Source organism: Chitinophaga sp. HK235 (assembly GCF_018255755.1).
In the GTDB taxonomy this organism is placed as follows: Bacteria; Bacteroidota; Bacteroidia; order Chitinophagales; family Chitinophagaceae; genus Chitinophaga.
In genome coordinates, this window is the sequence record NZ_CP073766.1 from 6,164,234 (window position 1) to 6,189,149 (window position 24,916).

General features: G+C 47.4%; 20 protein-coding genes. 14 read left to right on the forward strand and 6 right to left on the reverse strand.

The window, feature by feature from the left end; genetic code table 11:
* Window positions 1-27: 27 nt before the first annotated feature.
* A complete protein-coding gene (locus KD145_RS23395) occupies window positions 28-2,136 on the reverse strand; it encodes a M48 family metallopeptidase (RefSeq protein ID WP_212002110.1) in 2,109 nt (702 codons plus the stop codon).
* Window positions 2,137-2,429: 293 nt separating this feature from the next.
* Window positions 2,430-3,596 carry a hypothetical protein gene (locus KD145_RS23400; protein WP_212002112.1) on the reverse strand — a complete coding sequence of 389 codons (1,167 nt, stop codon included), beginning with the start codon at window positions 3,594-3,596 and terminating at the stop codon, window positions 2,430-2,432.
* Window positions 3,597-3,684: 88 nt separating this feature from the next.
* Between KD145_RS23400 and KD145_RS23405 the strand changes: the two genes are divergently transcribed.
* Both KD145_RS23405 and KD145_RS23410 read left to right on the forward strand, forming a co-directional pair.
* Window positions 3,685-4,278 carry a hypothetical protein gene (locus tag KD145_RS23405; RefSeq protein WP_212002114.1) on the forward strand — a complete coding sequence of 198 codons (594 nt, stop codon included), beginning with the start codon at window positions 3,685-3,687 and terminating at the stop codon, window positions 4,276-4,278.
* Window positions 4,279-4,287: 9 nt separating this feature from the next.
* Window positions 4,288-4,800 (forward strand): GNAT family N-acetyltransferase, encoded by a 513-nt coding sequence (locus KD145_RS23410; RefSeq protein ID WP_212002116.1) that lies wholly within the window; start codon window positions 4,288-4,290, stop codon window positions 4,798-4,800.
* Here KD145_RS23410 and KD145_RS23415 read toward each other — a convergent pair.
* Entirely contained in the window at window positions 4,797-6,401 is a 1,605-nt protein-coding gene (locus KD145_RS23415; protein ID WP_212002118.1) for a DUF6600 domain-containing protein, read from the reverse strand. The two genes, KD145_RS23410 and KD145_RS23415, sit on opposite strands and share 4 nt — an antisense overlap.
* A gap of 399 nt (window positions 6,402-6,800) precedes the next feature.
* Here KD145_RS23415 and KD145_RS23420 point away from each other — a divergent pair, with 399 nt between their 5' ends.
* Window positions 6,801-7,673: a DUF4349 domain-containing protein gene (locus KD145_RS23420; RefSeq protein WP_212002120.1), complete on the forward strand. Its 873-nt coding sequence runs from the start codon at window positions 6,801-6,803 to the stop codon at window positions 7,671-7,673.
* Between the two features lie 83 nt (window positions 7,674-7,756).
* Here the strand turns inward: KD145_RS23420 and KD145_RS23425 are convergent, their stop codons facing one another.
* The gene (locus KD145_RS23425) at window positions 7,757-9,010 is read right to left on the reverse strand and encodes a metallophosphoesterase family protein (protein WP_212002121.1); all 1,254 of its coding nucleotides are present in this window, start codon (window positions 9,008-9,010) and stop codon (window positions 7,757-7,759) included.
* Between the two features lie 342 nt (window positions 9,011-9,352).
* Between KD145_RS23425 and atpD the strand changes: the two genes are divergently transcribed.
* Both atpD and atpC read left to right on the forward strand, forming a co-directional pair.
* A complete protein-coding gene (gene atpD / locus KD145_RS23430) occupies window positions 9,353-10,855 on the forward strand; it encodes a F0F1 ATP synthase subunit beta (RefSeq protein ID WP_212002122.1) in 1,503 nt (500 codons plus the stop codon).
* Window positions 10,856-10,911: 56 nt separating this feature from the next.
* Window positions 10,912-11,169, forward strand: coding sequence for an ATP synthase F1 subunit epsilon (atpC, locus tag KD145_RS23435; RefSeq protein ID WP_212002123.1), 258 nt, complete (start codon window positions 10,912-10,914; stop codon window positions 11,167-11,169).
* Between the two features lie 522 nt (window positions 11,170-11,691).
* Here atpC and KD145_RS23440 read toward each other — a convergent pair.
* Window positions 11,692-12,243: a YqgE/AlgH family protein gene (locus KD145_RS23440; protein WP_212002127.1), complete on the reverse strand. Its 552-nt coding sequence runs from the start codon at window positions 12,241-12,243 to the stop codon at window positions 11,692-11,694.
* Between the two features lie 465 nt (window positions 12,244-12,708).
* Between KD145_RS23440 and KD145_RS23445 the strand changes: the two genes are divergently transcribed.
* Together KD145_RS23445 and KD145_RS23450 are read left to right on the forward strand one after the other, a co-directional pair.
* Complete coding sequence (locus KD145_RS23445) at window positions 12,709-14,073, forward strand: sensor histidine kinase KdpD (RefSeq protein WP_212002131.1); 1,365 nt, start codon at window positions 12,709-12,711, stop codon at window positions 14,071-14,073.
* Between the two features lie 15 nt (window positions 14,074-14,088).
* Window positions 14,089-14,901, forward strand: a complete 813-nt coding sequence (locus tag KD145_RS23450) for a HesA/MoeB/ThiF family protein (RefSeq protein WP_212002132.1) — start codon at window positions 14,089-14,091, stop codon at window positions 14,899-14,901.
* Window positions 14,902-15,010: 109 nt separating this feature from the next.
* Here the strand turns inward: KD145_RS23450 and KD145_RS23455 are convergent, their stop codons facing one another.
* Window positions 15,011-15,958: an LD-carboxypeptidase gene (locus KD145_RS23455; RefSeq protein WP_212002133.1), complete on the reverse strand. Its 948-nt coding sequence runs from the start codon at window positions 15,956-15,958 to the stop codon at window positions 15,011-15,013.
* A 128-nt stretch (window positions 15,959-16,086) separates the two neighbouring features.
* On the opposite strand from KD145_RS23455, the gene metG reads away from it, so the two are divergent.
* From metG to lpxB, 7 genes are all read left to right on the forward strand, one after another.
* Window positions 16,087-18,219 carry a methionine--tRNA ligase gene (gene metG, locus KD145_RS23460; RefSeq protein ID WP_212002137.1) on the forward strand — a complete coding sequence of 711 codons (2,133 nt, stop codon included), beginning with the start codon at window positions 16,087-16,089 and terminating at the stop codon, window positions 18,217-18,219.
* A 184-nt stretch (window positions 18,220-18,403) separates the two neighbouring features.
* Window positions 18,404-20,803 (forward strand): 3-hydroxyacyl-CoA dehydrogenase/enoyl-CoA hydratase family protein, encoded by a 2,400-nt coding sequence (locus KD145_RS23465; RefSeq protein ID WP_212002139.1) that lies wholly within the window; start codon window positions 18,404-18,406, stop codon window positions 20,801-20,803.
* A 93-nt stretch (window positions 20,804-20,896) separates the two neighbouring features.
* Window positions 20,897-21,790, forward strand: coding sequence for an ABC transporter ATP-binding protein (locus KD145_RS23470; RefSeq protein WP_212002143.1), 894 nt, complete (start codon window positions 20,897-20,899; stop codon window positions 21,788-21,790).
* A complete protein-coding gene (locus KD145_RS23475) occupies window positions 21,787-22,566 on the forward strand; it encodes an ABC transporter permease (RefSeq protein WP_212002146.1) in 780 nt (259 codons plus the stop codon). Before KD145_RS23470 ends, KD145_RS23475 begins: the two co-directional genes overlap by 4 nt.
* Window positions 22,567-22,651: 85 nt before the next feature.
* Window positions 22,652-23,428: a 5'/3'-nucleotidase SurE gene (surE, locus tag KD145_RS23480; RefSeq protein WP_212002150.1), complete on the forward strand. Its 777-nt coding sequence runs from the start codon at window positions 22,652-22,654 to the stop codon at window positions 23,426-23,428.
* Window positions 23,429-23,467: 39 nt separating this feature from the next.
* Entirely contained in the window at window positions 23,468-23,770 is a 303-nt protein-coding gene (locus KD145_RS23485; RefSeq protein WP_212002154.1) for a hypothetical protein, read from the forward strand.
* An 18-nt stretch (window positions 23,771-23,788) separates the two neighbouring features.
* Window positions 23,789-24,895: a lipid-A-disaccharide synthase gene (gene lpxB, locus KD145_RS23490; protein WP_212002158.1), complete on the forward strand. Its 1,107-nt coding sequence runs from the start codon at window positions 23,789-23,791 to the stop codon at window positions 24,893-24,895.
* The last annotated feature ends 21 nt before the right edge of the window (window positions 24,896-24,916 follow it).

The following is a 24,916-nucleotide window of genomic DNA, read 5'->3' on the forward strand; positions in this document are numbered from 1 at the left end:
AGCCACCATAGCGGCTTTCAGCCCGCCTCAGGAACCCGGTTCCAAAGTCAGTAGCAACTCCAGATAGGACTTCTTCAGCAGGATATTGCTGTTATTATACTGTTCCACAACAGCCGAGATCACCTCATGCAACTCCTGGAGGGCTACATAATCGGGTACTTCCTGCTGCATAAAAACACATTCCTGGTCGGTAAACCGCTGCACCTGTTCATACAGCTCCGGACTGAGCGTGCCCGAATAGCCGGTAGAAACAGTGGCTTCGTGCAACAAGCGCCTGAAACGCCAGCACCCGGCACTGAGCTCCTCCAGCCAGGGCCCCAGCAACGGCAGGGTACCATGACCAATATTAAATATCTGGCTGATGCCATGGATAATGTTTATCACCTGATCATTCAGCCGGTGGGCAAACTCCTGGTGCAACAGGATGTCCTGGTATTGTTCTTCCAGCTGCCGGGCCTTGTCGGAGCCCTGCTCCAGGGCACGCTGGTAATGATAACGGTAGGCCAGCTGGTCGTGCGACAGCAGCCAGCTTTGTTCCTCTGCCACATGTGTGGCCAGTTTACGTAACAGAATCCGGGCTTCGGCAGCCTTGTATTGCTGACCGTCAAATTCAAAGACACGGGTCTGAAACTGCCCCGATGCAATGGCCTGCAAAGTCTCCACGTCTTGTTTATCCCGGTAATACCGTCGCATCCGCAGGATAATGTCCGGATGATACAGCTGGGCAAAATTAAGGGTGGCAGCAGTTACGGGTAATGGACTGCTGTGCTGTACCGGTGGAAAAGACCGGTTGTCATAATAATCGTTGAAGGCTGCAGGGTATTCGTATAAACGGTGTTTTCGGGTAAGGTCTTCTATGAATGCTGCCGGTTCTATCCAGGAGTCCTCCTGGATATCCGGTGCTGACAGGTCGTATATCAGCTTCGTGTTTTGCTCCTGCAGGGATTCGGGGTTGTTGAACAGCTGCCAGGCGCTCCCGGTGGCCTGTTCGCAGGATACCGCTGCAGCCAGATACCGTTGTTCCCTGTCTTCCCGCGTAGGATGAGTAGTCCATTGCTCCCGTAGCTGTACCCGGCTTTTCAGAAAAGTCTGGAAATAGTTGTCTGTTATTACCGGCAGGCCTTCTGCATCAATGCAAAGGTAGTTCTGCCCCGCAAAATAATCCATCACAGCACTATGGGCACTGAACAGGTTGCGGAAACGCTGTCCTGCAGTCTCCGGATCGGATAAATGATGCATACAGTAATCCATACAGTAGCTGCCCATCTCCAGCCTTCTGGTACCGCTAACCGTTGCAGCGGTGCCTGCCAGGGCAACTGCCACGGCATCGGCCCGGAACTCCATTTCCCTGCTTAACACCAGATATTGCCGGTTGATCAGATGGTATACTTTCTTCAGCAAAAACTGCATACTGTTGACAATCATCCTGGTCAGGTGAGCAAAAAAGGCGGGAAGACTGCCATGACTGCTCCAGCGTATCACCAGCTCATTCCAGCTGTCATTTTCATAAAGCATGTTGTATAACACCTTGTTCAGGGTGTACACATAACTGCCCAACTTCATGCTGCGCCGGGAAAAATGTGCAAACTCATGTGCCAGCACCATTTTAAATTCACTGATATTAAGACTGTTCACCAGCCCCAGTCCAATCTCCAGATTCATGGCTGAGGGCCATAAAAGACTGAAAAAACTGGTATTGTAAAATACCGAAGCCTGTACATCCGGCACAACAAAAATCTTCTTCGGAAAACGAATCCGCGTCTCCTTTACCAGTCTGGAAATAAAATCAAATAAACGGGGATGATGATCAGCATCAATCAACGTACGATAGGGGTTGACCGGTGGCCGCTGGTAAAATAGAAACTTAACCAGAAAAAACAGTAACATGCCCCCCAGCAACAGGAGGGCCGGCCCTACAATGAAGGTGTATATACTCGGATAATAACCCGGTAAAGCTACGCCGGCCGCAACAAAGCCTGCCGCCAGGGCTACAGCTGTCAATAATATGATCACATACAACAGAAAAAAGAGCAATATAAAGCCGGTTACCTTGACAATCTGCAGCCTAAACAGCGCCGAAGGCTGGAAGAACAAAGGATCTTTCACCCCCGGACTTTCAGGATATAAGTTGGTCATAACAAAACATCAGATTAAATACAATACGTATGGTCGCTGTTAAGGGATTTAAATATAACCATAATTAAGGGATTTATTTTCCCTGCAAACGTAGGTACGATAATGATATGATGCAATGAAATCTGCTGCTGTGGCCGGTTGGGGTAGGTCTGCATCTTTTCTGTCTGAAGTTGTCATGCCCTGAAATAAAACGTTGGTGTGAGGGAGGCCGATATCCCATTCAAGCAAAAAAACGCGAAGGAAATATCCTTCGCGTTTTTGAAGTAGTATATTTTTACAGGGATGCCCCCTTTTTAGTCTAAAATCGGATGTCTTTCCACTGGCATGCTGGGATCAAACATGCACCGGTAGGTGGTCAGAGTCCTGGTAGGAGATGCGCCCAGGCTGGCTGCCACGTTCAGCATCCGGGGATTGAAGTCCCCGACCCATTGCATTTCATAAGACTCATAAGGCATGCTCCGGGGCTGTATCACTTTAGCGCCTTCCATGATAAGGTAAGCATCCACTCCTTTACTCTGGAACTCCGGTACTATCCCGAAAATGATGCCCACCATCTTATTACATTGTCTGGTGAGTTTCATCCATAAAAACAGGAGTTTGCCCCACAAGCCCATTTTCCCATTCATATGTTTTATGTACTGGTTCAGGTCGGGCAGATTAAGCCAGATGCCGATCGGTTCATCCTTATAATAGGCAAACCAGGCAATTTTTTCGTCCAGCAGCGGCTTCATCTGGTTGAAGAGGCTCAGTGCCTGCCCCTTGCTAATTTCCTTTCCGCCGGCATGTTGCGCCCAGGCTTTGTTATATACAGTGCTGAAGTCTTCTGCGAATTTCTCCAGCTGGTTTTTGCGGATATGTTTTGCGCTGAAATTAGGGTCCTGGCTAATGGCGGCATGCCGGGTATGGAACTTTTGGGCCAGCTCGCCACGGCTTCCCATACCGTAACAGATCTGGTTGAAAAACAGCCCGAAGCCGTAAGTCTCAAACAACCGCACATAGTAGGGCGGGTTGAAGTTCATGCAATACAAAGGCTCGTGATAACCCTGGGTCAGTAATCCCCACCAGTTGTTACGTTCCCCGAAATTGATAGGGCCGTCCATGGCTTCCATCCCTCTTTCCTGTAACCATTTTTTGGCAGTGTCGAACAGCTGGTTGGCCGCTTCCTGGTCATCGATACAGTCGAAAAAGCCGATACCTCCAACTTTTACCTTATCTCCCTTATTGGTATACTTTCTATTGACAAATGCAGCGATCCTACCGGTCAATTGGCCCTGTTTGTCTTTCATAATCCACCGTACGCACTCCCCATGCCGGAATGCCTTGTTCTTCTGAGGGTCAAAAACACCATCAATATCCTTGTCCAGTGGCCTGATCCATCCAGGTACGTCCTTGTTTAATCTAACGTGTACTGCCAGGAACTCCGCTGCCTTTTGAGCGTTGTCTACTAAAATCAATTCCATTGATACTATTTGTACAAAAATAATAAAAACAGTCGTTGGCATTATTTTTTCTGAATGCCACCATATGAAGCGAAATTATATAATCCCTTTGATACTAAGCACACTTACCATAATCCTGGCCCTTGGTTATTGCCGGCAACAAACGCAGGTGCGGAAGGTGCTTACTGAAAACCAACGGCTGTGGAATGAAAACAGGGACCTTCGCAAAACACTGGAACAATACAATAGTGTAAGCCATCAGATAACCGACCGTCAGGCCGTTCAACAGCGGGTAGCAGGGCAGTTTGTCGAAAGACGTGCCTATTACCGCCGTAACTGGCAGCAGTTCATCTCTGTGGGTGCCAGCGATTACCGGACCGGTTTTCTGGGCGGCATCAAGGGACTTAGCATTATTGTGCGCAACCAGACAGAATACCCAATAGATAATGTGGTGGTTACCGTACAATATATGCGTAATAATGATGATGTCTTTAAAACAGAACAATATACTATCAACAATATTCCTGAAAAGGGTGAGCGTAGCATAGCAGCATCCAACAGCCGTAAGGGCAGTAAGGTAAATCTGCAGCTGGTTAGTATCACCAGCCAGGCGATGAATTTCTGTTGGGCAGCAGACAAACCCGCACCCGCAGGTAACCCCGATCCGTTTGAATGTGTGCCCTCCGCCCCAAAGAATCCGTAAATTTACCGCATGATTATATTAAAACCGGCCAATACCCCGGATGAAGCAGTCAGAGAGCTGTATGAAGAAGCTTTTCCATATGACGAGAGACGGGATTGGCCGGTAGTGCTTTCCCTGATGGAAACAGGCAAACTCCGGCTGTTACATTTGACCAAAGACGGCCAATTTGCCGGTTTTGTATTTTACTGGCCACTGCCAGATTTTACTTTTATTGAATATTTCGCGGTCCATGCTGCGGCCAGAGGTGGTGGCATTGGTACCTATATCATGGAGGAGCTGGAGAAAATGTTTGGACGGCTGGTGCTGGAAGTAGAACCGCCCCTGACTGAACAGGCCCGTCGCCGGATCGTATTCTATGAAAGACTGGGATACAAAATGTTTGATGAGCCTTATTTTCAGCCCCCTCATCACGAGGGATATCCTCAGCTGGAACTGCGCTTAATGCAGAAAGGTTCCACACACGGTGAAACCTTTCAGACCATTAAAAATCAGATATATCACTATGTTTATAACCTCAGCTAGTCTCTTCTGATCCTTTCTCCACTGCCACTGTTATTGGACTCACGTGATTGGGGCTGAGGTTGTTGTCGTTGCTGTTGTTGCTGTTGACGCTGGATCCTTTCCTGTTGCATCTGTTGCTGTCTCTGTTGTTGCTGCTGTTGTTGCTGCTGCTGTTGTTGTTGCTGCCTCATCTGCTGGTCTCTCTGCATCCTTTGTTGTTGTTCCATCTGCTGTTGCTGTTGTCTCATCTGCTGATCGCCTTGGTACTGTTGATCTCTTTGTACCCTTTGCTGTTGTTCCATCTGCTGTTGTTGTCTCGCCTGCTGATCGCGCTGGTATTGCTGATCTCTCTGTGCCCTTTGCTGTTGTTCCATCTGCTGTTGCTGTTGTCTCGCCTGCTGATCGCGCTGGTACTGTTGATCTCTCTGTACCCTTTGCTGTTGTTCCATCTGCTGTTGCTGTTGTCTTGCCTGCTGATCGCGCTGGTATTGCTGATCTCTCTGTACCCTTTGCTGTTGTTCCACCTGCTGTTGCTGTTGTCTCGCCTGCTGATCGCGCTGGTACTGTTGATCTCTTTGCATCCTTTGCTGTTGTTCCATCTGCTGTTGTCTTATCTGGTCGTCGCGCTGAAACTGCTGGTCCCGTTGGATGCGTCCTGGCTGTTGTATCGGCTGTTGTTGTGTAGGTTGTTGTATCGGTTGACGGTCATTGCCTGGCTGTCCTACTCTAGAAGGACGGCCTCCGGGGTTGCCGGGTATATTATTGCCGCTGTTGTTGTTATTGTTGTTAATCACCGGTTCTCTTGAAATACGGCCGCCGTTATTGTTACCGTTGTTGATATTACCATTGTTGATGTTACCATTGTCACGGGCAGGCCTGTTGTTGCCTCTGTTCAGGGCAGCAGCGTCCGGACGGAAGATCTGGTACTGGTTGTTCTGGATTCTGCTGGCGCCGGGTCTGTCGGTGCTGGCCACTCTTACAGGTCTGATAGCTCCGCCGGTATAACGTTCCACTTCATTTGCACTGGGACCTCTGGAAATTCTGCCGGAGGAACCATAATTATTGTTGATAATGGTCGTGTTGTTGATGATGGTAACGTTACGGCTATTGTTGACATAATAATTGTTGATATGCGGACTGCTGATATATCTTCTGGGCACAAAAGACCAGTAAGCAGTAGGCATTGTGTAGGATGCAGGACCCATAGGCGCCCATCCGTAATAATCACCTCCACCTCTCCAGTCTACCCATGCAGGTCCCCATTCGTTACCGGGTACCCACATCCAGCCATACATGCCGTCGTACATCCAGCGGCCATAGTGGAAGGCTGCCCATCCCCAGCTGTAATCAGACATCCAGGTCCAGCCATAATCGGTGTAAACCCAGTGTCCACCGGAATAATACGGCCTGAAGTCCGCTCCGGCATTCGGTATCCATACCTGATTGTAACCAGGGTAGCTGACCCAACGACCATAGGGGCTTAATTCATCATAAAATGAGATAGACGCGCCAACCTGTACCTGTGGACCGGGGCTGTATGCAGAATAAGTGGTGGCGCAGCTGCCCAGGAAGAAGGATATAAGTAAGAGAGATAATGCTGTGTTTTTAAATAATCTGTTCATAGCTCCTGTTTTTTAGTCCTGATTGGTTTCGCTGTTATTAGACTTTGCGGAGACTCAAAGGCTTATTTTTATTTTTCCGGTTTAAACTTCAATGATCTGCTATCGGGATTGGTGTTTCAAACGCGGTCTAAATGCAGTTTGTCCACTAAGACAAATTGTTAAGGAAATTTGTTAAAATTTTTATAACGCTTTGCTGCAGGTAGAGCGTTATATCTTAACTATGACAAAAATGATTCCAATTTATTCAAAGACCATAACGTATACTGATACAATGTTTTAAGAATTGTGTATTATTGAGGGATGATCGATTTTCTCAATATTAAAACATGTAAACCACTAACAACCCTTGCCCTTCACTTTTTTTCTGATTTCCTGACTTTTTAAACCTTAGATGAACCTATGTTAAATGAGCTAACGTTGAAGTATAAACGAATTTTTAAAATATCGTTGCTGCTGTTTGCAGGGATGTTTTTATTCCGTTTATTATACGGATACTTGTATAAGGACAATACCCCCACTGAACTGGGCGGAGACGACTTTTTTTCGAGTATTGTAAAATACCGGAGGAACTATGCTTCCGAAAAAACAAAATCATTTGCAAAGCCCGGTACTGGACCGGTAGCAATCACCTCCGGGCAGAAATACGAAAAGGTGGCCAATGTACGCTCCCGCTCTACTAATTTCACCGAAGATGAAAAGCAGGTGCATGGTACTATCCGTCAGCTTGGAGCCATTGTACAGTACCAGCAGGAATCGGGTAATAAAGGTAGCCGTGAAATACAGCTGCTGATCGGAGTTTCGCCGGAAAAATTCGATTCCTTCTATTATGCAGTGCAGAAAATCGGTGTCATCAAGTCTACAGAAATAAAAAAAGTTGATAAAACGAATGAATACCGTAAACTCAATGCCAGCAGGGTTTCTCTGGAGAAAAACCTGGAATCACTGAATCAGCTTACTTCGCAGCCGGGTAAAATTGATGAACGGATTCAGTTGCACGAAAAAATATATGAGGTAGAAAAACAACTGCAGGACCTGGGCGTAGAGCTGGGTAATTTTGATACAGAGAATGAATTCTGTACTGTCCAGTTTTCTATGTACGAAGGCGCAGTGGCAAAGACCGTGAGCCTGTATACCCGTGTAAAAGTGGCACTGCAATGGACCATCAAATATTATCTGATGTTGATGGGAGGATTATTTTTTGCTTCAGTAGGTGCCTGGCTGATTGTGGTGATTGTAAAGAAGCTCGACCCTGATAAGAGCAAATCAGCATAAAAATTTTAGAAAAAGTAAAAAGACCCATTGAGGTGAAATCAATGGGTCTTTTTACTTTTTCTAATACTCTTTCATCTTCGCTTTTATTTCCGCTTATCAGAAGCGTCAATAGTCATCCTCTTAATCACAGTTCCATCGTCACGGAGCATAGTCAGCAGCAGCTGCTGCTGGTCTGCTTTTATTTTGATAAGCGTGCGTTTGCCTTCCTGAGGGCCACCACCGATGACCAGCGGGTAGTTATGTTGACCGGGCACAGGATCGTAGGTGCCATATTGATGGGTATGGCCGCATACCAGTAAGTCTATTTTATATTTATTGAACAGGGGGCCGAAGAGGTTGCGGCAGTGGGTGGCGCCGTGCCAGTCGCCGCCGTGGTAGTGGGGGATATGCATCAGCACTACTTTATATTTAGCTTTTTTGTAGGCAGGGCTTTGCAGTTGTTTTTCGAGCCAGCGGGCTTGTTCCTCACGATAGCTGTCAAAATCGGTGATGCCGGCGTAGACGGGGGCGCTGTCTTCCTTGTCTTCGCCGGTGTCTAGCACGATGGTATGTACAGGGCCCCGGGTGAAGGTGAAATAACTGCCATGGTCGGGGTTATCGAAGTATTGGTGCCATTCGCGGGCGTATTTGCCGCGGGTTTCGTGATTGCCGCGCACATACATAAAAGGGATGCGGGTGGAAAACGTATCACCGCAGGGTGCCAGCAGGTGGTCGATGATCTGTTGTTCATCTGACTGATAGTCGAACATATCACCATTGAAGAATACGAAGTCGTAGGGATCGTTGCCGTTCAGTTCAAGGAGGTGGGGGATGGATGCAGGTCGGTCGTGGATATCGTTGAGCATCAGCCATGACACCTCCCTGGCCTGCGGGTTGGGTGCAGTGAAGGTATAGGTATCGCTGGTGATGGTATTGCCGTAGGTGAGTTTATAGGGCTGGAAGTCGGTGATTTCTTTGGACAGTACGCGGTAGCTGTATTGTTTGCCGGGCTCCAGGTTATCTAGTTCTATGCGGTGGAGGCGGTTGTTGGCGTCTACCAGTCCTTTGGTGACATGATGGGCTTTGTGGTTGAGCTGGCCATCAGTACCGTATTCTACCCAGCTGTAGCAGGGGCGGGAGGTGAGCCACATGACAGCGATGGTGTCTGGTGCGGGCACCTGCAGGTAGGGTTTGCAGAGGAAGGCATGTTCCTGGTTGTTTGGCGTGGCGGAGACCCTGATTTTAGGGCTGACTGCGCTGGCGGCAAGTGGTGCCAGGCCGGTGATGCCCAATAGCCCGGCTTTGGACAGATTGCCCAGGAAGCTGCGGCGGGTTTGTTCACTGTTTATTTTTTTCATATTATATATTACACAAATGTGAAGGATGGCTAAAAATAGTCAATGGGGTAGCAAAGGGGTGTTTTTTTATATGAGTGGGGGAAAGCGGCCAGGGAATCTGATAAATAGTTATAGATAATTAAAAATTTATATTTGACAGCTCCTTCTTTGTATTGCCGGGAATCAGACGGTGGATAATGGGAAAAACGGCGCAAAATGGGCCTCAAAAAGGATTTTTTTCCTTAATCGCTTTTTGATTTTCCCCCATTTACTATTACCTTTGCGCCAAATTTTAGAAATTGTTGCGTAGCAGCGATTTTTGAGGAAATAACTTTTTAGTATTTTATAAACCTCTTTAAAAATATGCCTAACACAGGTAAGATCAAACAAATTATCGGTCCCGTGGTGGACGTGCACTTTGAAGATAAGTTGCCCGAAATCTACAACGCATTGGAATTAACCCGTGAAAATGGTCAGAAAGTAGTATTAGAAGTACAACAGCACCTGGGTGAAGACAGTGTACGTTGCGTGGCAATGGACTCCACCGACGGTATGGTTCGTGGAATGGCCGTAGTGGATAAAGGCGCGCCTATTAAAATGCCAATTGGCGACCAGGTTAAAGGACGTTTGTTCAATGTGGTAGGTGAAGCAATCGACGGTCTGGGTGAGATCGCAACAGACAGCGGTTATCCTATTCACCGTCAGCCGCCTAAATTTGAAGAGCTGGCTACAGATACAGAAGTACTGTTTACCGGTATCAAAGTAATCGACCTGATCGAGCCATACGCAAAAGGTGGTAAAATCGGTCTGTTCGGTGGTGCGGGTGTAGGTAAAACCGTATTGATCCAGGAGCTGATCAACAACATCGCGAAAGGTTACGAAGGTCTGTCCGTATTCGCTGGTGTGGGTGAGCGTACCCGTGAGGGGAACGATCTGATGCGTGAGATGATCGAAGCCAACATCGTAAAATACGGTGACAAGTTTAAAGAATCCATGGAACACGGTGGTTGGGATGTAACTGCCGTAGATAAAGAATTACTGAAACAATCACAGGCTACGTTTGTGTTTGGTCAGATGAACGAACCTCCTGGAGCACGTGCTCGTGTGGCACTGTCCGGTCTGACCCTGGCAGAATATTTCCGTGATGGAGATGGTACTGCTGGTGGTGGTCGTGATATCCTGTTCTTCGTAGACAACATCTTCCGTTTCACCCAGGCAGGTTCCGAAGTATCCGCACTGTTAGGTCGTATGCCTTCTGCGGTGGGTTACCAGCCTACCCTGGCGACTGAGATGGGTCTGATGCAGGAACGTATCACCTCTACCAAAAACGGTTCCATCACCTCCGTACAGGCGGTTTACGTACCTGCGGATGACTTGACTGACCCTGCTCCGGCTACAACCTTCTCCCACCTGGATGCTACCACCGTATTGGATCGTAAGATCTCCGACCTTGGTATCTATCCGGCTGTGAGCCCGCTGGACTCTACTTCCCGTATCCTGTCACCAGCCATCGTTGGTGAAGCACACTACAACTGTGCACAGCGCGTGAAAATGATCCTGCAGCGTTATAAGGAATTACAGGACATCATCGCCATCCTTGGTCTGGATGAGCTGTCCGACGAAGATAAACAAACCGTTGCCCGCGCTCGTCGTGTACAACGTTTCCTGTCACAGCCTTTCCACGTGGCAGAACAGTTTACTGGTCTGAAAGGTGTACTGGTTCCGATCGAAGAAACTATCCGTGGCTTCAACATGATCATGGACGGTGAAGTGGACGAATATCCCGAAGCAGCTTTCAACCTCGTAGGTACCATCGATCAGGCTATCGAAAAAGGTAAGAAACTGCTGGAAGCAGCTAATAACTAATTCTGAATGGTCCCGGTCTCCGGGACCATTTTCCCATCACCATTCACGATCATAACATGCTATTAGAAGTATTAACACCAGAAAGAAAATTATATGCAGGCGAAGTGTACGGCGTACAACTGCCCGGCATTGACGGTTCTTTTGAAATACTGGATAAACATGCGCCCTTAATCGCTGCTCTTGGAAATGGTAAAATGAAAGTGCTGAAAGATAAAAATCACAGCGAGTTCTTTACCATCACCGGCGGCTTCGTGGAAGTGCTGCGCAACAAGGCTACCGTGCTCGTAGAAGGTGCTGTAGCTACTGAAAAATAACATACTGCCTTTAGTATAAAATGCAATAGGCCGGGTAAGATTACCCGGCCTTCGTTTTGTCCTAACTATTCCAATCTTAGAAGACCCGAAAGCATAGTAAGAATACCTGCCGGGATTTCCGCTAATCATCATTTCTGCACAATACACGCCTTAACGGCCCAACAATGCTGTCAGACCGCAGTCATGTACGTACATCCATGACCAGCCCTTTCACAGGCTGCATATATTACCTAATGAATAATCTTTACTGTTGAACTTATTAGTTAATTCCTATCGTTGTTTCAGGTAAATTCGGGCGTCGTTCTTTCTACTGAAGGTGTAAAAAAATGTTTTTCATAGGTGTTACCCTGCCTTCATAGGTGTATTCTATCGGTTATTCTTACCTGATTATAACGGGTTATTTTGTGTTGTTACTTTAGCAAGATATTTAATTTGTTGCAAAAAAAGCCATTCATTTTTATCCATTTTTGAATTCAGGGCCGGCTGGCAACACATCTGCCTCTCTTTCAGAATATTAGGTGGTTAATTTAAAGATGGATCAATAGGGAAATTTGCCATCATGGCAAAGTTACTGCCAAGATTTCGGAGTGCCAGCTGCCATATCTGCTGCTCCTCGGCCTCAAATACCAACGCAGGCGTACTCTCCGAAGGGATCCATGACTTCTCTTTCAGCTCTTCTTCCAGCTGCCCCTCAGTCCACCCGGAATAACCAATGAAAAACTTGATCTTCCGCAGGTCCAGCGCCCCCTTGTTCAGCAGTTCCACCACATCATCGAAACGGCCGCCCCAGAATACCCCGGGAGACACCTCCAGACCACCTGGAATAAGCTCCGGCAACCGATGCATAAAATGAATCGTATCTACCTGCACCGGCCCCCCGTAATGTACCGGAATACCCGGATAAATCACATCAGGAATCAACATGTCCAGCTGCTGATCAAATAATCGGTTGATAACGAAGCCAAAACTGCCCTTTTCGTCATTTTCACACAGGAAAATTACCGTACGGGCAAAGTTGGGATCTTTCAGAAATGGGTCGGCTATAAGCAAAATACCGGGCGACAGGCTTACCATAATACATACGTTTTGATCGCTAACCAAATTTAAATAATTGATTACAAAGCAGGAAAGAAATAAACAGGAAAAGAAAAGCAGTTAGGAAAGGAAACAAAATTTGCTTGAAAATGAAGGAAATAAAAAAAGGAGGCTAGAAAACCTCCTTACCATTTTATCAACCAAAATCTAAATCGCTTATGGAACGAATCCACGTCGATGTATGTAGAAAGTTTAATTACTTTGTTATGAATTGTTACTAATCAAATTTAGTACCAATTCTGTAAAGCAAAGGTAAGAAAACTAACAATAATAAAATCAGCAGTTGCCCGTTAAAATTACGTTAAAGTAATATTGTATTGTTGTTAAGAAGCCCGCCAGCCCGCGTAACTATTTAATTTTGTATCATAGTTGCTATAGCAAATATCTTTTTTAACAATATTTAATTTTGCAGGTTAAGTATATTTAAGGCCTGACTTAACTTTCATGATACCACTAAAGAAAATTTTTCCTGTCATCGTTGTTCTGATCACTTTGTCCCTGCTGGGTATTATCTATATCCAGTTTAACTGGATCAAAAATGCCATCGCCATCAAAAAAGAACAGCTGGTGGAACGCTCCATCAACATGATCAGTGATGTGCAGAAAGAAATGCTGATGACACGGAAAGCACGTGTTATGTTCCGCTTCAACGAAAAAGACCAGAACACCCTTAAAGGATTCAACCTGGACATCGACCGCAGTGTACCCTATCTGCCCCCCACAAGTGAGTTCTTCACCAATGCCCAGGAAATGAGGAATCTTATTCAGGACAAGATGAGGAAAAACCACCTCGACACAACCCATTTTGAGTTCGCCATCCTGGCTCCTGTGCCTGGCATCGGTTCCCAGCTCAAAGTACATTCTGCCAACTTCGAAAGAGTTTATCAGGAAAACGAAAAAGACAGCGTTAGCGAATCCAAACGTTTTCAGGTGACCTATATCCCGCTGGATGACATGACCAACCTGGGCCCCCAGACCGAAAGCCTCATGATCATCATGAAAGCGGATGACTCCGTCGCCCGCCAGCTGGGCTTCATGATCACTGGCAGCGTGCTGTTTACTTTCATCCTCGTAACAGCCTTTGCCCTGACAGTCCGCACCATGCTCAACCAGAAAAAACTGTCGGAAATAAAATCAGACTTTATCAACAACATGACCCATGAGCTGAAAACGCCCCTGGCCACTATCTCCCTGGCCATCGACGCTATCGGCAACGAAAAGGTGATGAGCAAACCCGATAAAATCCGCTATTTCTCCGGTATTATCAAGGAAGAAAACAAACGGATGAATAAACAGGTGGAAAGTATCCTGCAATCAGCCCTCCTGGAGAAAGATGAAATTGGCCTCAAACTGCAGGCGATGGACGTACATCAGGTGATCCGCACCACCACCGACAATCTGCAGCTGCAACTGGCTTCCAAGAACGGAACAGTAGACCTGCAACTGGATGCCATCAACCCTGTCATCATGGCCGATGATGTGCATTTCTCCAACGTGGTGTTTAACCTGCTCGATAATGCCATCAAATACTCCAAAGACAACCTGGAAGTAAAAATACAGACCTACAATACCCGCAAAAGCCTCTTTATTGTATTCACAGACAATGGAATCGGCATGAGCCGGGACACTATTTCCCGTATCTTTGAGAAATTCTACCGCGCCCACACAGGTAATGTGCACAATGTAAAAGGCTTTGGCCTCGGTCTTACCTATGTAAAGGCCATCGTAGATGCTCATAAAGGAAAAATCAAAGTGGAAAGTACCGTAGGCAAAGGCAGTAAGTTCACCCTCGAATTTCCACAGGAATAGTTAAAGGTTCAGCGTATGACACTTAGTGAAAAAGAATTACAGCATTTTAAGCATCCTATCGCGGTACCCGGTATAGGGGTAGGCATGCAGGAAAAACTGAATGGCGCCCGCATACTGGTAGTGGGAGCCGGCGGCCTCGGCAGCCCGGTACTGCAATATCTCAGTGCCAGCGGTGTAGGTGTGATCGGTATTGCAGACTACGGCGTCATCAATGACGAAGACATGCACCGTCAGCCTATATACCAGATGCAGGATATCCGTAAACACAAAGCCAAAATGGCTGCCAGCAGGTTATGGGCAGTAAACCCCTTCACCAAACATTATCCCATGCTGGTGCAGGCCAAGCCCGCCAATATAGAGCTGCTGCTGCCCGGCTTCGACCTGGTGATAGACTGCTCCCAGCATCTGCCCACCCACCTGCTCATCAACGATGGCTGCGTAAAACATAACCTGCCCTTCGTGACAGGGGAAGTACATAACTGGATGGCCTGGTATGGCGGTTTTAATATGCCCCTGCCCGATGGTACCCGCTCAGCTACCTATCGTTGCGCCATGCCCATCACCGAAGAATACAAAAACTTCGATGCAGGCGCCCTCGGTGCCACACACGGCACCACCGGTATGCATATTGTGCTGGAAGTGCTGAAATATCTCATGGACGTGCCCGGCGGACTGGCTGGAAAACTCTATGGCAAAGACTATCTGCACAACCTCACTACCGTGCACGACCTCACCGTGAATGCCGAAGTACTGGAGAAAACCGTGATGGATGGCATACTGACTGCGGAAGACTACGGACTGGACATTGTTCCGGACGTTGAAGACTAACGGTGATGAATAATGATACTACTGATGCTCCTGATGGAGTGATGATAAAAACGAAGCCCCCATTGATAAAACTCAATGGGGGCTTCGCTTTTAATTAGTTTAACCGTACTTATTTTCGCTTTGTTCTGCGTTTATCAGGAGCATCATCAGCCATTACAGCCATCACAGTTTTCAGTTCTCCTACTTTCAGCTCATGTTTCAACCCCAGTCTCAGTGCATAGTTTTCGGGCTGGTGGCCGGATGGGAAACCAAAGCATACCGGATAGTCATACTCCTTGACAATATTGTGGATAATTTCGTATTCCGTTTGTCCGAAAGGAATGTTCATGTCTTTGCCTTCGGTAAAAGACCCTACAACCAGGCCGGCAAGTTTGTCCAGCCATCCGGCACGTTTCAGGTTGTACATCATACGGTCTATATTATAGCGGTATTCCCCGATATCTTCGAGCAGCAGGATTTTATCTTCGGTATCGATCTGGGATCTGGAGCCTGAAGAATTGGCCAGCAGCGACAAATTGCCGCCTACCAGTATGCCGGAGGCAGTGCCTTCCCGGTTCAGTGTATGCGAGGGCGTAGAATAGCGGTAGGATTTACCTTTCAGAGCGGCAGCGAGACTATTTACATATTCATTATCAGTAGTTTCGGGCGTAATTCCGCTGCACATCATGGAGTGAAGGGTAGGGATGCCATAACGCTCATGGATATGTGCATGGAGGATGGTCACATCACTGTAGCCACACAGCCATTTGGGATGTTTACGGAAACGGGTAAAGTCAAGTTTATCCAGGATACATACCATACCATAGCCACCCCGTCCAAACACGATTGCTTTTATTTCGGGATCATCCAGCATATCCTGCAGCTCTTCGAGCCTGAGCTCGTCCGGTGCGGAAAAATTATGAAAACTGGTGCCTACTGTAATCCCCAGGTGAACCCGGTAGCCCCATGACGAAAGCACTCCGGCAGCATATTCGGCAGCCTGCAGCTCCATTTTGCTGCTGGCGCACGTAACTCCAATCAGATCGCCTTTTTTCAGATATGGCGGAATTTTTACCATTGTACTTTTGTTTACCTTTGCAGATTAGTGAATACTTTTACTATTCGCAAACTAAGGTGATAAATTGTTTGGTGATTCCAAAAACAAAAACGGGAAAAGACATTTATTTAAGCATTCTTTAAGATAGTATGGGAAATTTTAACAGATATCTAATAACTGCGGCATTACCTTATGCCAACGGCCCTGTCCACATTGGACACCTGGCTGGCTGCTACCTGCCTGCAGATATTTACGTGCGTTATCTGCGCGCTAAAAAAGCAGATGTAAAATTCGTTTGTGGTACCGATGAACATGGTGTGCCTATCACCATCAAAGCCATGAAGGAAAACGTGACGCCCCAGGATATTGTGGACAAATACCATAAAGTTATAGGCGACAGCTTCGCGGCTATGGGTATCTCCTTCGATATCTTCGCCCGCACCAGCGCTCCCATACACCACGAGACGGCGTCTGACTTCTTCCTCAAAATGTACAATGATGGCCTTTTTGAAGAAAAAGAATCAGAACAGTACTTCGACCCGGAAAAGAAAGTGTTCCTGGCCGACCGCTATATCGTGGGTACCTGCCCTAAATGCGGCAATGATAAGGCTTATGGCGACCAGTGCGAACGTTGTGGTACTTCCCTGAGCCCTGATGAACTGATCAACCCGCATTCTGCCCTCAGCAATGCCGTGCCGGTCAAAAAACTGACCAAACACTGGTACATGCCCCTCCAGAACTACGAGCCATGGCTGAATGAATGGCTGCTGGAAGGTCATAAAGAGTGGAAAAACAACGTATATGGTCAGTGCAAAAGCTGGCTCGACAGCGGACTGCAAAGCCGTGCGATGACCCGCGACAGCAACTGGGGTATTAAAGTGCCCCTGAAAGACGCAGACGGAAAGGTCCTCTACGTATGGTTCGATGCTCCCATCGGTTATATCTCTGCCACCAAAGAACTCACTCCCAACTGGGCTGACTACTGGTGTAAGGAAGATACCAAGCTGGTACACTTCATCGGAAAAGATAATATCGTTTTCCACTGTATCATCTTCCCGGCCATGCTCAAGGCACACGGCGGTTTCGTATTCCCGGACAACGTACCAGCCAACGAATTCCTGAACATCGAAGGAGAAAAAGTATCCACCTCCCGTAACTGGGCAGTATGGGTACACGACTATATCGCCGACTTCCCGGACCAGCAGGACGTACTGCGTTATGTATTATGCAGTACTGCCCCTGAAACCAAAGACAACGACTTCACCTGGAAAGATTTCCAGGACCGCAATAACAATGAGTTGGTTAGCACGCTTGGTAACTTTATCAATCGCACCATGGTACTCATGCATAAACTGTGTGGCGGCAAAGTGCCGGCATATCATGAGTCGGCAGCAGATGATATTGACAAGGAAATGCTGGCAGAATTCTCCGCCACCAAACAAAGGCTGGAAACAAGTCTGGAAGCTTACCGTTTCCGGGAAGCGCTGGCGGAAGTGATGGAATTCTCCCGTAAAGGAAACCAGTACCTGCAACGTAGCGAGCCATGGATCCTGGCTAAAGCCATTGAAAAAATCAATGCGGGGGAAACACATCCGAAGTATACAGAGAAAGATTTGCCTCTGCTGCAGGCCAAAATAGATAATTGTCTGCATATCTGTCTGCAGTTAACTGCTAACCTGGCCATCTTCGCGCATCCTTTTATGCCTTTCACTGCTAAGAAAATCTGCCATATGCTGAAAGTGGTAGACCGTATGCTGGAATGGGAAAATGCAGGTAGTGCAAAACTGCTGAGCGTAGGTTATGCACTGCGTGCACCGGAATTGCTCTTCCAGAAGATAGAGGATGATCAAATCGCAGCCCAGATAGAGAAACTGCATGCAGGCCTCATCAAGCCAGCAGCTGAAGTTGCCACTGCTGCTCCGGCCGCAGTAGAAGAAAAACCTGCTGCTCCTGCCAAACCTGAAATCCAGTACGATGACTTCGCCAAACTCGATCTTCGTGTAGGCACTATCGTTCAGGCAGAAAAAGTAGAGAAAGCTGACAAGCTGCTGAAACTGCTGGTAGACATTGGTACTGAACAACGTACAGTCGTTTCCGGTATAGCCATGCATTTTAATCCGGCAGATATCATCGGCAAACAGGTAACACTGGTGGCCAACCTGGCACCCCGCAAAATGCGCGGTATTGAAAGCCAGGGAATGATTCTGATGGCGGAAGACAATGGCAAACTGGTGTTTGTCAACCCCGCTGAAGCCGTAGCACCCGGTAGCGGAGTGAGCTGATATTTCACCCGGCTGACACATGTAAAGATGTTGCGCCGCTGTAATAAATTAAAACACAACGGAGCAGAGAGGATTCTCTGCTCCGTTGTGTTTTTTATCTTCAAAAAAAACTTTTCGTCTTTGTCGCTTTGCGTCTTTGCGTGAAAAAAAATCCTAAATTCAAGGATCATAAAAGGCAAAAGCTATGCAAAGACACATCAATAAAGTAGCCGTGCTCGGCTCTGGAGTAATGGGATCAAGAATTGCCTGCCATTTTGCAGGTATAGGCGTACAGGTACTATTGCTGGATATAGCGCCAAAAGAGCTGAATGATGCAGAAAAGAAAAAGAACCTGTCGCTCGACAGTACCGTAGTGAAAAACCGGATCGTGAACGATGCACTGCAAGCTGCCATTAAAACTAATCCTTCTCCTGTTTATACCAAAGATGTGGTGAAACGCATCAAAACCGGCAACTTCACCGATGATATGAAACGGGTAGCCGAAGTAGACTGGATCATCGAAGTAGTGGTGGAAAACCTGGACATCAAAAAAATAGTTTTCGAACAGGTAGAACAATTCCGTAAGCCCGGCACCCTCATCACTTCCAACACTTCCGGCATTCCTATCCATCTGATGACAGAAGGCCGCAGTGAAGACTTCAAAAAACATTTCTGCGGTACCCACTTCTTTAACCCGCCCCGTTACCTCCGTCTGCTTGAAATAATACCTACTCCACATACAGATCCTGCAGTGATTGATTTTCTGATGCACTACGGAGATCTGTTCCTCGGTAAAACTACCGTGCTGTGTAAAGACACACCGGCATTTATCGCCAACAGAGTTGGGGTGTATTCCATCATGGCTATCTTCCATATTATGCAGGAGATGGGCCTCGGCATCGATGAAATAGATGCACTCACCGGCCCGGTAATAGGACGTCCTAAATCAGCGACCTTCCGTACTGCCGATGTGGTAGGTATTGATACCCTCGTGAAAGTGGCTAAAGGTGTGAAAGACAACTGCCCTGATGATGAAGCAGCCAGCATTTTTGAAATACCTTCTTTCCTGCAGAAAGTAGTGGAAAACAACTGGCTGGGTGATAAAACCGGTCAGGGTTTCTACAAAAAAAACAAAGGAGAAGGAGGAAAGGAAATTCTTACCCTTAACCTGCAAACGATGGAATACGGGCCTAAGCAAAAGCCCAAATTCGCCAGCATAGAAGCAGCCAAACCCATCGAAGACCTGAAACAGCGTATCCGCGCGCTGTCTGCCGCTACCGATAAGGCCGGACAGTTTTATCAGCAGTTTCATGCACGCCTGTTTGCTTATGTATCACACCGTATTCCGGAGATAGCAGATGATATCTACAAGGTAGACGACGCCATGAAAGCCGGCTTCGGCTGGGAGATAGGCCCCTTCGAAACCTGGGACCTGCTGGGCGTGGAAGCCTCCGTGAAAATAGTGGAAGAGAAAGGCCTCACCGTAGCCCAATGGGTGAAAGACATGCTGGCAAAGGGTATCAAAAGTTTTTACAAGGCAGAAAACGGAAAGAAATTTTATTACGATATCGCTTCCCAGGCTTATAAAACAGTGCCGGGTGAAGGCGAATTTATCATACTGGAAAACTTCTCCAACAACATTGTTTGGAAAAACAGTGCCTGCAACCTGGTAGATATCGGCGACGGCGTAGTATGTTTTGACTGGAAAACCAAGATGAACACCATCGGTGGTGAGGTACTGGAAGGACTGAACAGAGCGGTAGACCTGGCAGAAAAAGGTTTCCGTGGCCTGGTGGTAGGCAACGATGGCACCAATTTTTCCGCCGGCGCCAATGTGGGCATGATCTTCATGCTGGCGGCCGAGCAGGAATATGATGAGCTGGACATGGCAGTACGCCTCTTCCAGCGTACCACTATGCGTTTACGTTATTCCTCCATACCTGTAGTGGTAGCGCCTCACGCGCTTACACTGGGTGGTGGTTGCGAAATGGCACTCCATGCGGATAAAGTACAGGCAGCAGCCGAAACCTATATTGGTCTTGTGGAGCTGGGAGTAGGCCTGATTCCCGGTGGCGGCGGTACCAAGGAAATGGCCCTCCGTGCCAGCCTGGAATATAAGGAAGGCCGCATCGAAGAAGAGCCACTGAAAGATTATTTCATGACCGTAGCCACCGCAAAAGTGGCGACCTCTGGTTTTGAAGGCTTTGATATGGGCGTGCTTCGTAAAGGTCATGATGAAATTACCATGAACCCTGGTCGTCTGATCGCCGATGCTAAAAGCAGTGTGATCGCGCTGGCGGATGAAGGATATACCCGTCCTGTAGAACGCACCGATATCAAAGTGATGGGACGCAGTGCCCTGGGTGCTCTGCTGGCAGGCGTTTACGCGATGAAATTCGGGAACTATATTTCCGAACATGATCAGAAAGTGGCCAACAAACTGGCTTATGTGATGTGTGGTGGCGATCTCACAGAACCGTCCTTCGTCAGCGAACAGTACCTGCTGGACCTGGAAAGGGAAGCCTTCCTGAGCCTCTGCGGCGAACGCAAAACGCTGGAACGCCTGCAAAGCGTTATTAAAACAGGTAAACCGGTCCGTAACTAATTTCGACCTGATAGGAAGGGGAATACAGGAAAGATTAGCCATAAGATCTTTCTCTGTATTTCCCTTTATCTTTATATCCTAATACTGTTTCCCTTGCCAATCTTATCCTTACAAAACATTTCCAAAAGGTTTGGTGCCGTACAGGCACTTTCCGGCGTATCCTTTGATGTGCCGCAAGGTGCTATTTACGGTATACTCGGACCCAATGGCAGCGGTAAAACCACGCTGCTGGGCATCGTCACCGATATCCTGAAGGCGGATACCGGTAGTTTTACCCTTTTCGATAAAACACCTACAGCCCGCGAACGCAGGCAGATAGGGACTTTGCTGGAAACACCCAATTTCTACCACTATCTCAGTGGTTACAAAAATCTGGAGATCTCCGCAGCCATCAAACAACGGGGCAAAAATGACATCGCCCGGGTACTGGAGCTGTGTGGGCTTACAGCCCGGCAACATGCCGCTTTTAAAACGTATTCGCTGGGCATGAAACAACGCCTGGCGATCGCTGCTGTCATGCTGGGAGATCCGGACGTGCTGATCCTGGACGAGCCAACCAATGGCCTCGATCCTGCAGGGATCGCTGAGGTGAGAGAACTGGTAAGAAATCTGGCCCGGATGGGAAAAACCATCATCCTCGCCAGTCACCTGCTGGATGAAGTGGAAAAAGTATGTACCCATGTGGCTATTCTGCGGATGGGTAAATTATTGCGCTCCGGCAGTGTAGATGTGGTTATCAGCCGGCATGATTATCTGGAGCTGTCTTCCGCTGATAATGAAGCGCTTAGTGCTGCCTTACAGGCGTATCCCGGATGCACCGGTGCGCAGCAGAATGGTCACCTTGTAGTGGCTGTATTCTCCGCTCCGCCGGATGCCGCGCAGGTGAACAGTTACCTGGCCGGCAAGGGTATCTGGCTGCAGCACCTGCAGTTACGCAAAAAGAGCCTCGAAAAAGCATTCCTGGAAATAACCAACGATCCTGCATGAAACTACTCCTCTATACCGAATGGCTGAAAGTAAAGAATTACCGTACTTTCTGGATAATGTTGCTGGTGGCTGCCATCATGATTCCGGCAGGTAACTATGTTCCTGCGGAAGTAATGACCCGCGAAATGGGGCAGGCCACTAAAATGCTGGGGCAGTCGCCTTTCAGCTTCCCTACTGTATGGCAGATGGTCGCCAACCTGAGCAGTTATGCATCTGCGCTGTTTGGACTGATGCTGATCATACTGGTCACCAATGAATATACTTTCCGTACCAGCCGTCAAAATATTATCGACGGATGGGAGCGCCGGCAGTTTGTATATGCCAAGCTGATATGGGTGCTGCTATTGTCAGTAATGGCTTTGCTGGTGGCTGTGCTCACAGCGGTGGTTTTAGGGCTGGTATATGGTACTGCCGGCTTTAGCCTGGAAGGGTTTGTTTATATGTGGTACTATTTTTTACAGGTAGTATTGTTGCTGAGCCTGGCTTTGTTGCTCAGTGTGCTGGTGAAACGGGCAGGTTTTGCCATGGCTATTTTTCTCGGGTATACCATGATGCTGGAACAGACGCTGGTGCTGTTACTGAAACGTTATGTAGGTCAGATAGGTAGTCTGATGCCGCTGCAAACCGGTGATGAATTGTTGCCTTTTCCATTGGTAGGAAAGATGATGCCCAATACCGGCGGGTATAGTGACAGTATTTATTTGTTATGTCTGTTGGGCTATATTGCATTGGCCATCTATTTGGTTTTCAGGAAAGTATTAAAATCGGATCTGTAAAAAAAGCTATATATTTCACATTCTTTTAAAGCGAAATGTTTGTGAGAGAGCTTAAATTTGTTGAGCAAAGTTAAAAATGTGAAATATGGAAAAACAGGAGCGGATTATATTAGTGACAAATGACGATGGTATAACGGCACCGGGTATACGTGCGTTGATAGAAGCGGTACGGCCGCTGGGTAAAGTGGTAGTGGTAGCACCGGACAGCCCGCAGTCAGGTAAGGGGCATGCGATTACTATTGGGGTGCCTTTGCGTTTGAACCAAGTAGATATTTTTGAAGATATAGAAGCATGGCAGTGTTCCGGTACACCGGTAGACTGCGTAAAGCTGGCCAGGGATAAGATCCTGCACCGCAAGCCGGATATTTGTGTGAGCGGTATCAATCACGGTGCCAACCATTCTATCAACGTAATTTATTCAGGAACCATGTCTGCGGCCATGGAAGCAGCCATAGAAGGCATTCCTTCCGTAGGTTTTTCTTTTCTGGAATACAGCTACGATGCTGACTTCTCATTGCCTGCCAAAGTAGCCAGGGAAGTAACTGAACGTATGCTGCGGTCCGATCTGCCGGCTGGAACATTGTTCAATGTGAACATCCCGGTTGTGGAGGAAAAGGATTTCAGAGGCCTGCGCCTCTGCCGGCAGGCAGACGCCAAATGGGTAGAAGAGTTTGATGAACGTCGTGATCCTCATGGTAAAAAATATTACTGGCTTACCGGACAGTTTAAAAACAGGGATATAGGAGAAGATACAGATGTGTGGGCCCTGGAAAACAACTATGCGTCCATGGTGCCGGTACAGTTTGACCTGACCAACTACAAGCTGAAACAGCAGCTGGAAGCAGACTGGAAAGATCTGTAAAACTTACGGCAACCTTAATATCGCCATTATAATAACAGTATGTTGAAAAAAGACAACCTTTCCTTAGGAATTGTTCTGGGGTTGATAACCCCGCTGGTAGCATTTTTCCTGTATTATTTTTTCCTCATCAGACCTCATAACAATATGGGGCTGGGACAGTTTTTTAACATCCTGAAAGACAACAGGCAAATGATTCCAAAAATCGTGAGTATCTGTCTGTTGCTCAACGGGTTGGTCTTTTTTCTGTATACCAGAACCAGGAAAGACATTACAGCAAAAGGTATCTTCCTGGTAACGATGTTGTATGCAATAGCCATACTGTTACTGAAACTGATCAGATAATTTTTAATAAACACCAGATTGAAATATTACATTATAGCAGGAGAGGCGTCAGGAGATCTGCATGGCAGTAACCTTGTCAGGCGGATGAAGCAGCTGGATACTGCAGCGGATATACGGGGATGGGGCGGTGATTTGATGGAAGCTGCCGGCGTAAACGTGGTGAAGCACTACAAGGAACTGGCCTTTATGGGTTTTGTGGAGGTAGTGATGAATCTGCGTACGATCCTGCGTAATATGGAGCTGTGCAAAAAAGATATTGCAGCCTTTAAGCCCGATGTGTTGGTGCTGGTAGACTATCCCGGCTTTAACATGCGCATCGCGGAATGGGCCAAACAGCAGGGTATTAAAACAGTTTACTACATCTCTCCCCAGGTATGGGCCTGGAAAGAAAGCAGGGTGAAGAAGATTAAGCGGGATGTGGACAAAATGCTGTGTATCCTGCCGTTTGAACAGGAATTCTATCATAAATGGAATTTTGAAACGGAGTATGTAGGACATCCGCTGGTGGAAGTGGTTAAAAACGCCAAAGAAGCGCCTGCAGATGCACCGCTGGCCAGCAAGCCGGTAATAGCCGTATTGCCGGGTAGCCGTAAGCAGGAGGTAAGCGTAAAGCTGCCGATCATGCTCACCATGGCCAAACATTTCCCGGATTATCAGTTTGTGGTAGCGCAAGCACCCAGCCTCGACGATCATTTCCTGGAAAGCCTAACCGGTCAGCATCCCAACGTATCGATGGTAAAAGGCAAAACCTACCGGTTACTGCGGCAGGCAAAGGCAGCCCTGGTAACATCCGGTACTGCTACCCTGGAAACAGCCTTGTTTGGTGTGCCGGAAGTAGTATGTTACAAAGGCAATCCTATCTCTTATTTTTTTGCTAAAAGGCTGATCAAAGTGAAATATATCTCTCTGGTTAACCTTATCATGGACAGACCAGTAGTGAAAGAGCTGATTCAGCACGATCTCACGGAAGAAAACCTGCTGACAGAACTCACCAGTCTTCTTAAAAACGATAGTGCCCGCCAGCGTATCCAGGCCGATTATGCTGAATTGTGGCATAAACTCGGTGAAAAAGATGCCAGCGGCAGGGCTGCAGAAGTAATCGTGAATTACGCAAAAGGAAAATAATTTAAAGAGATTTATAAAACG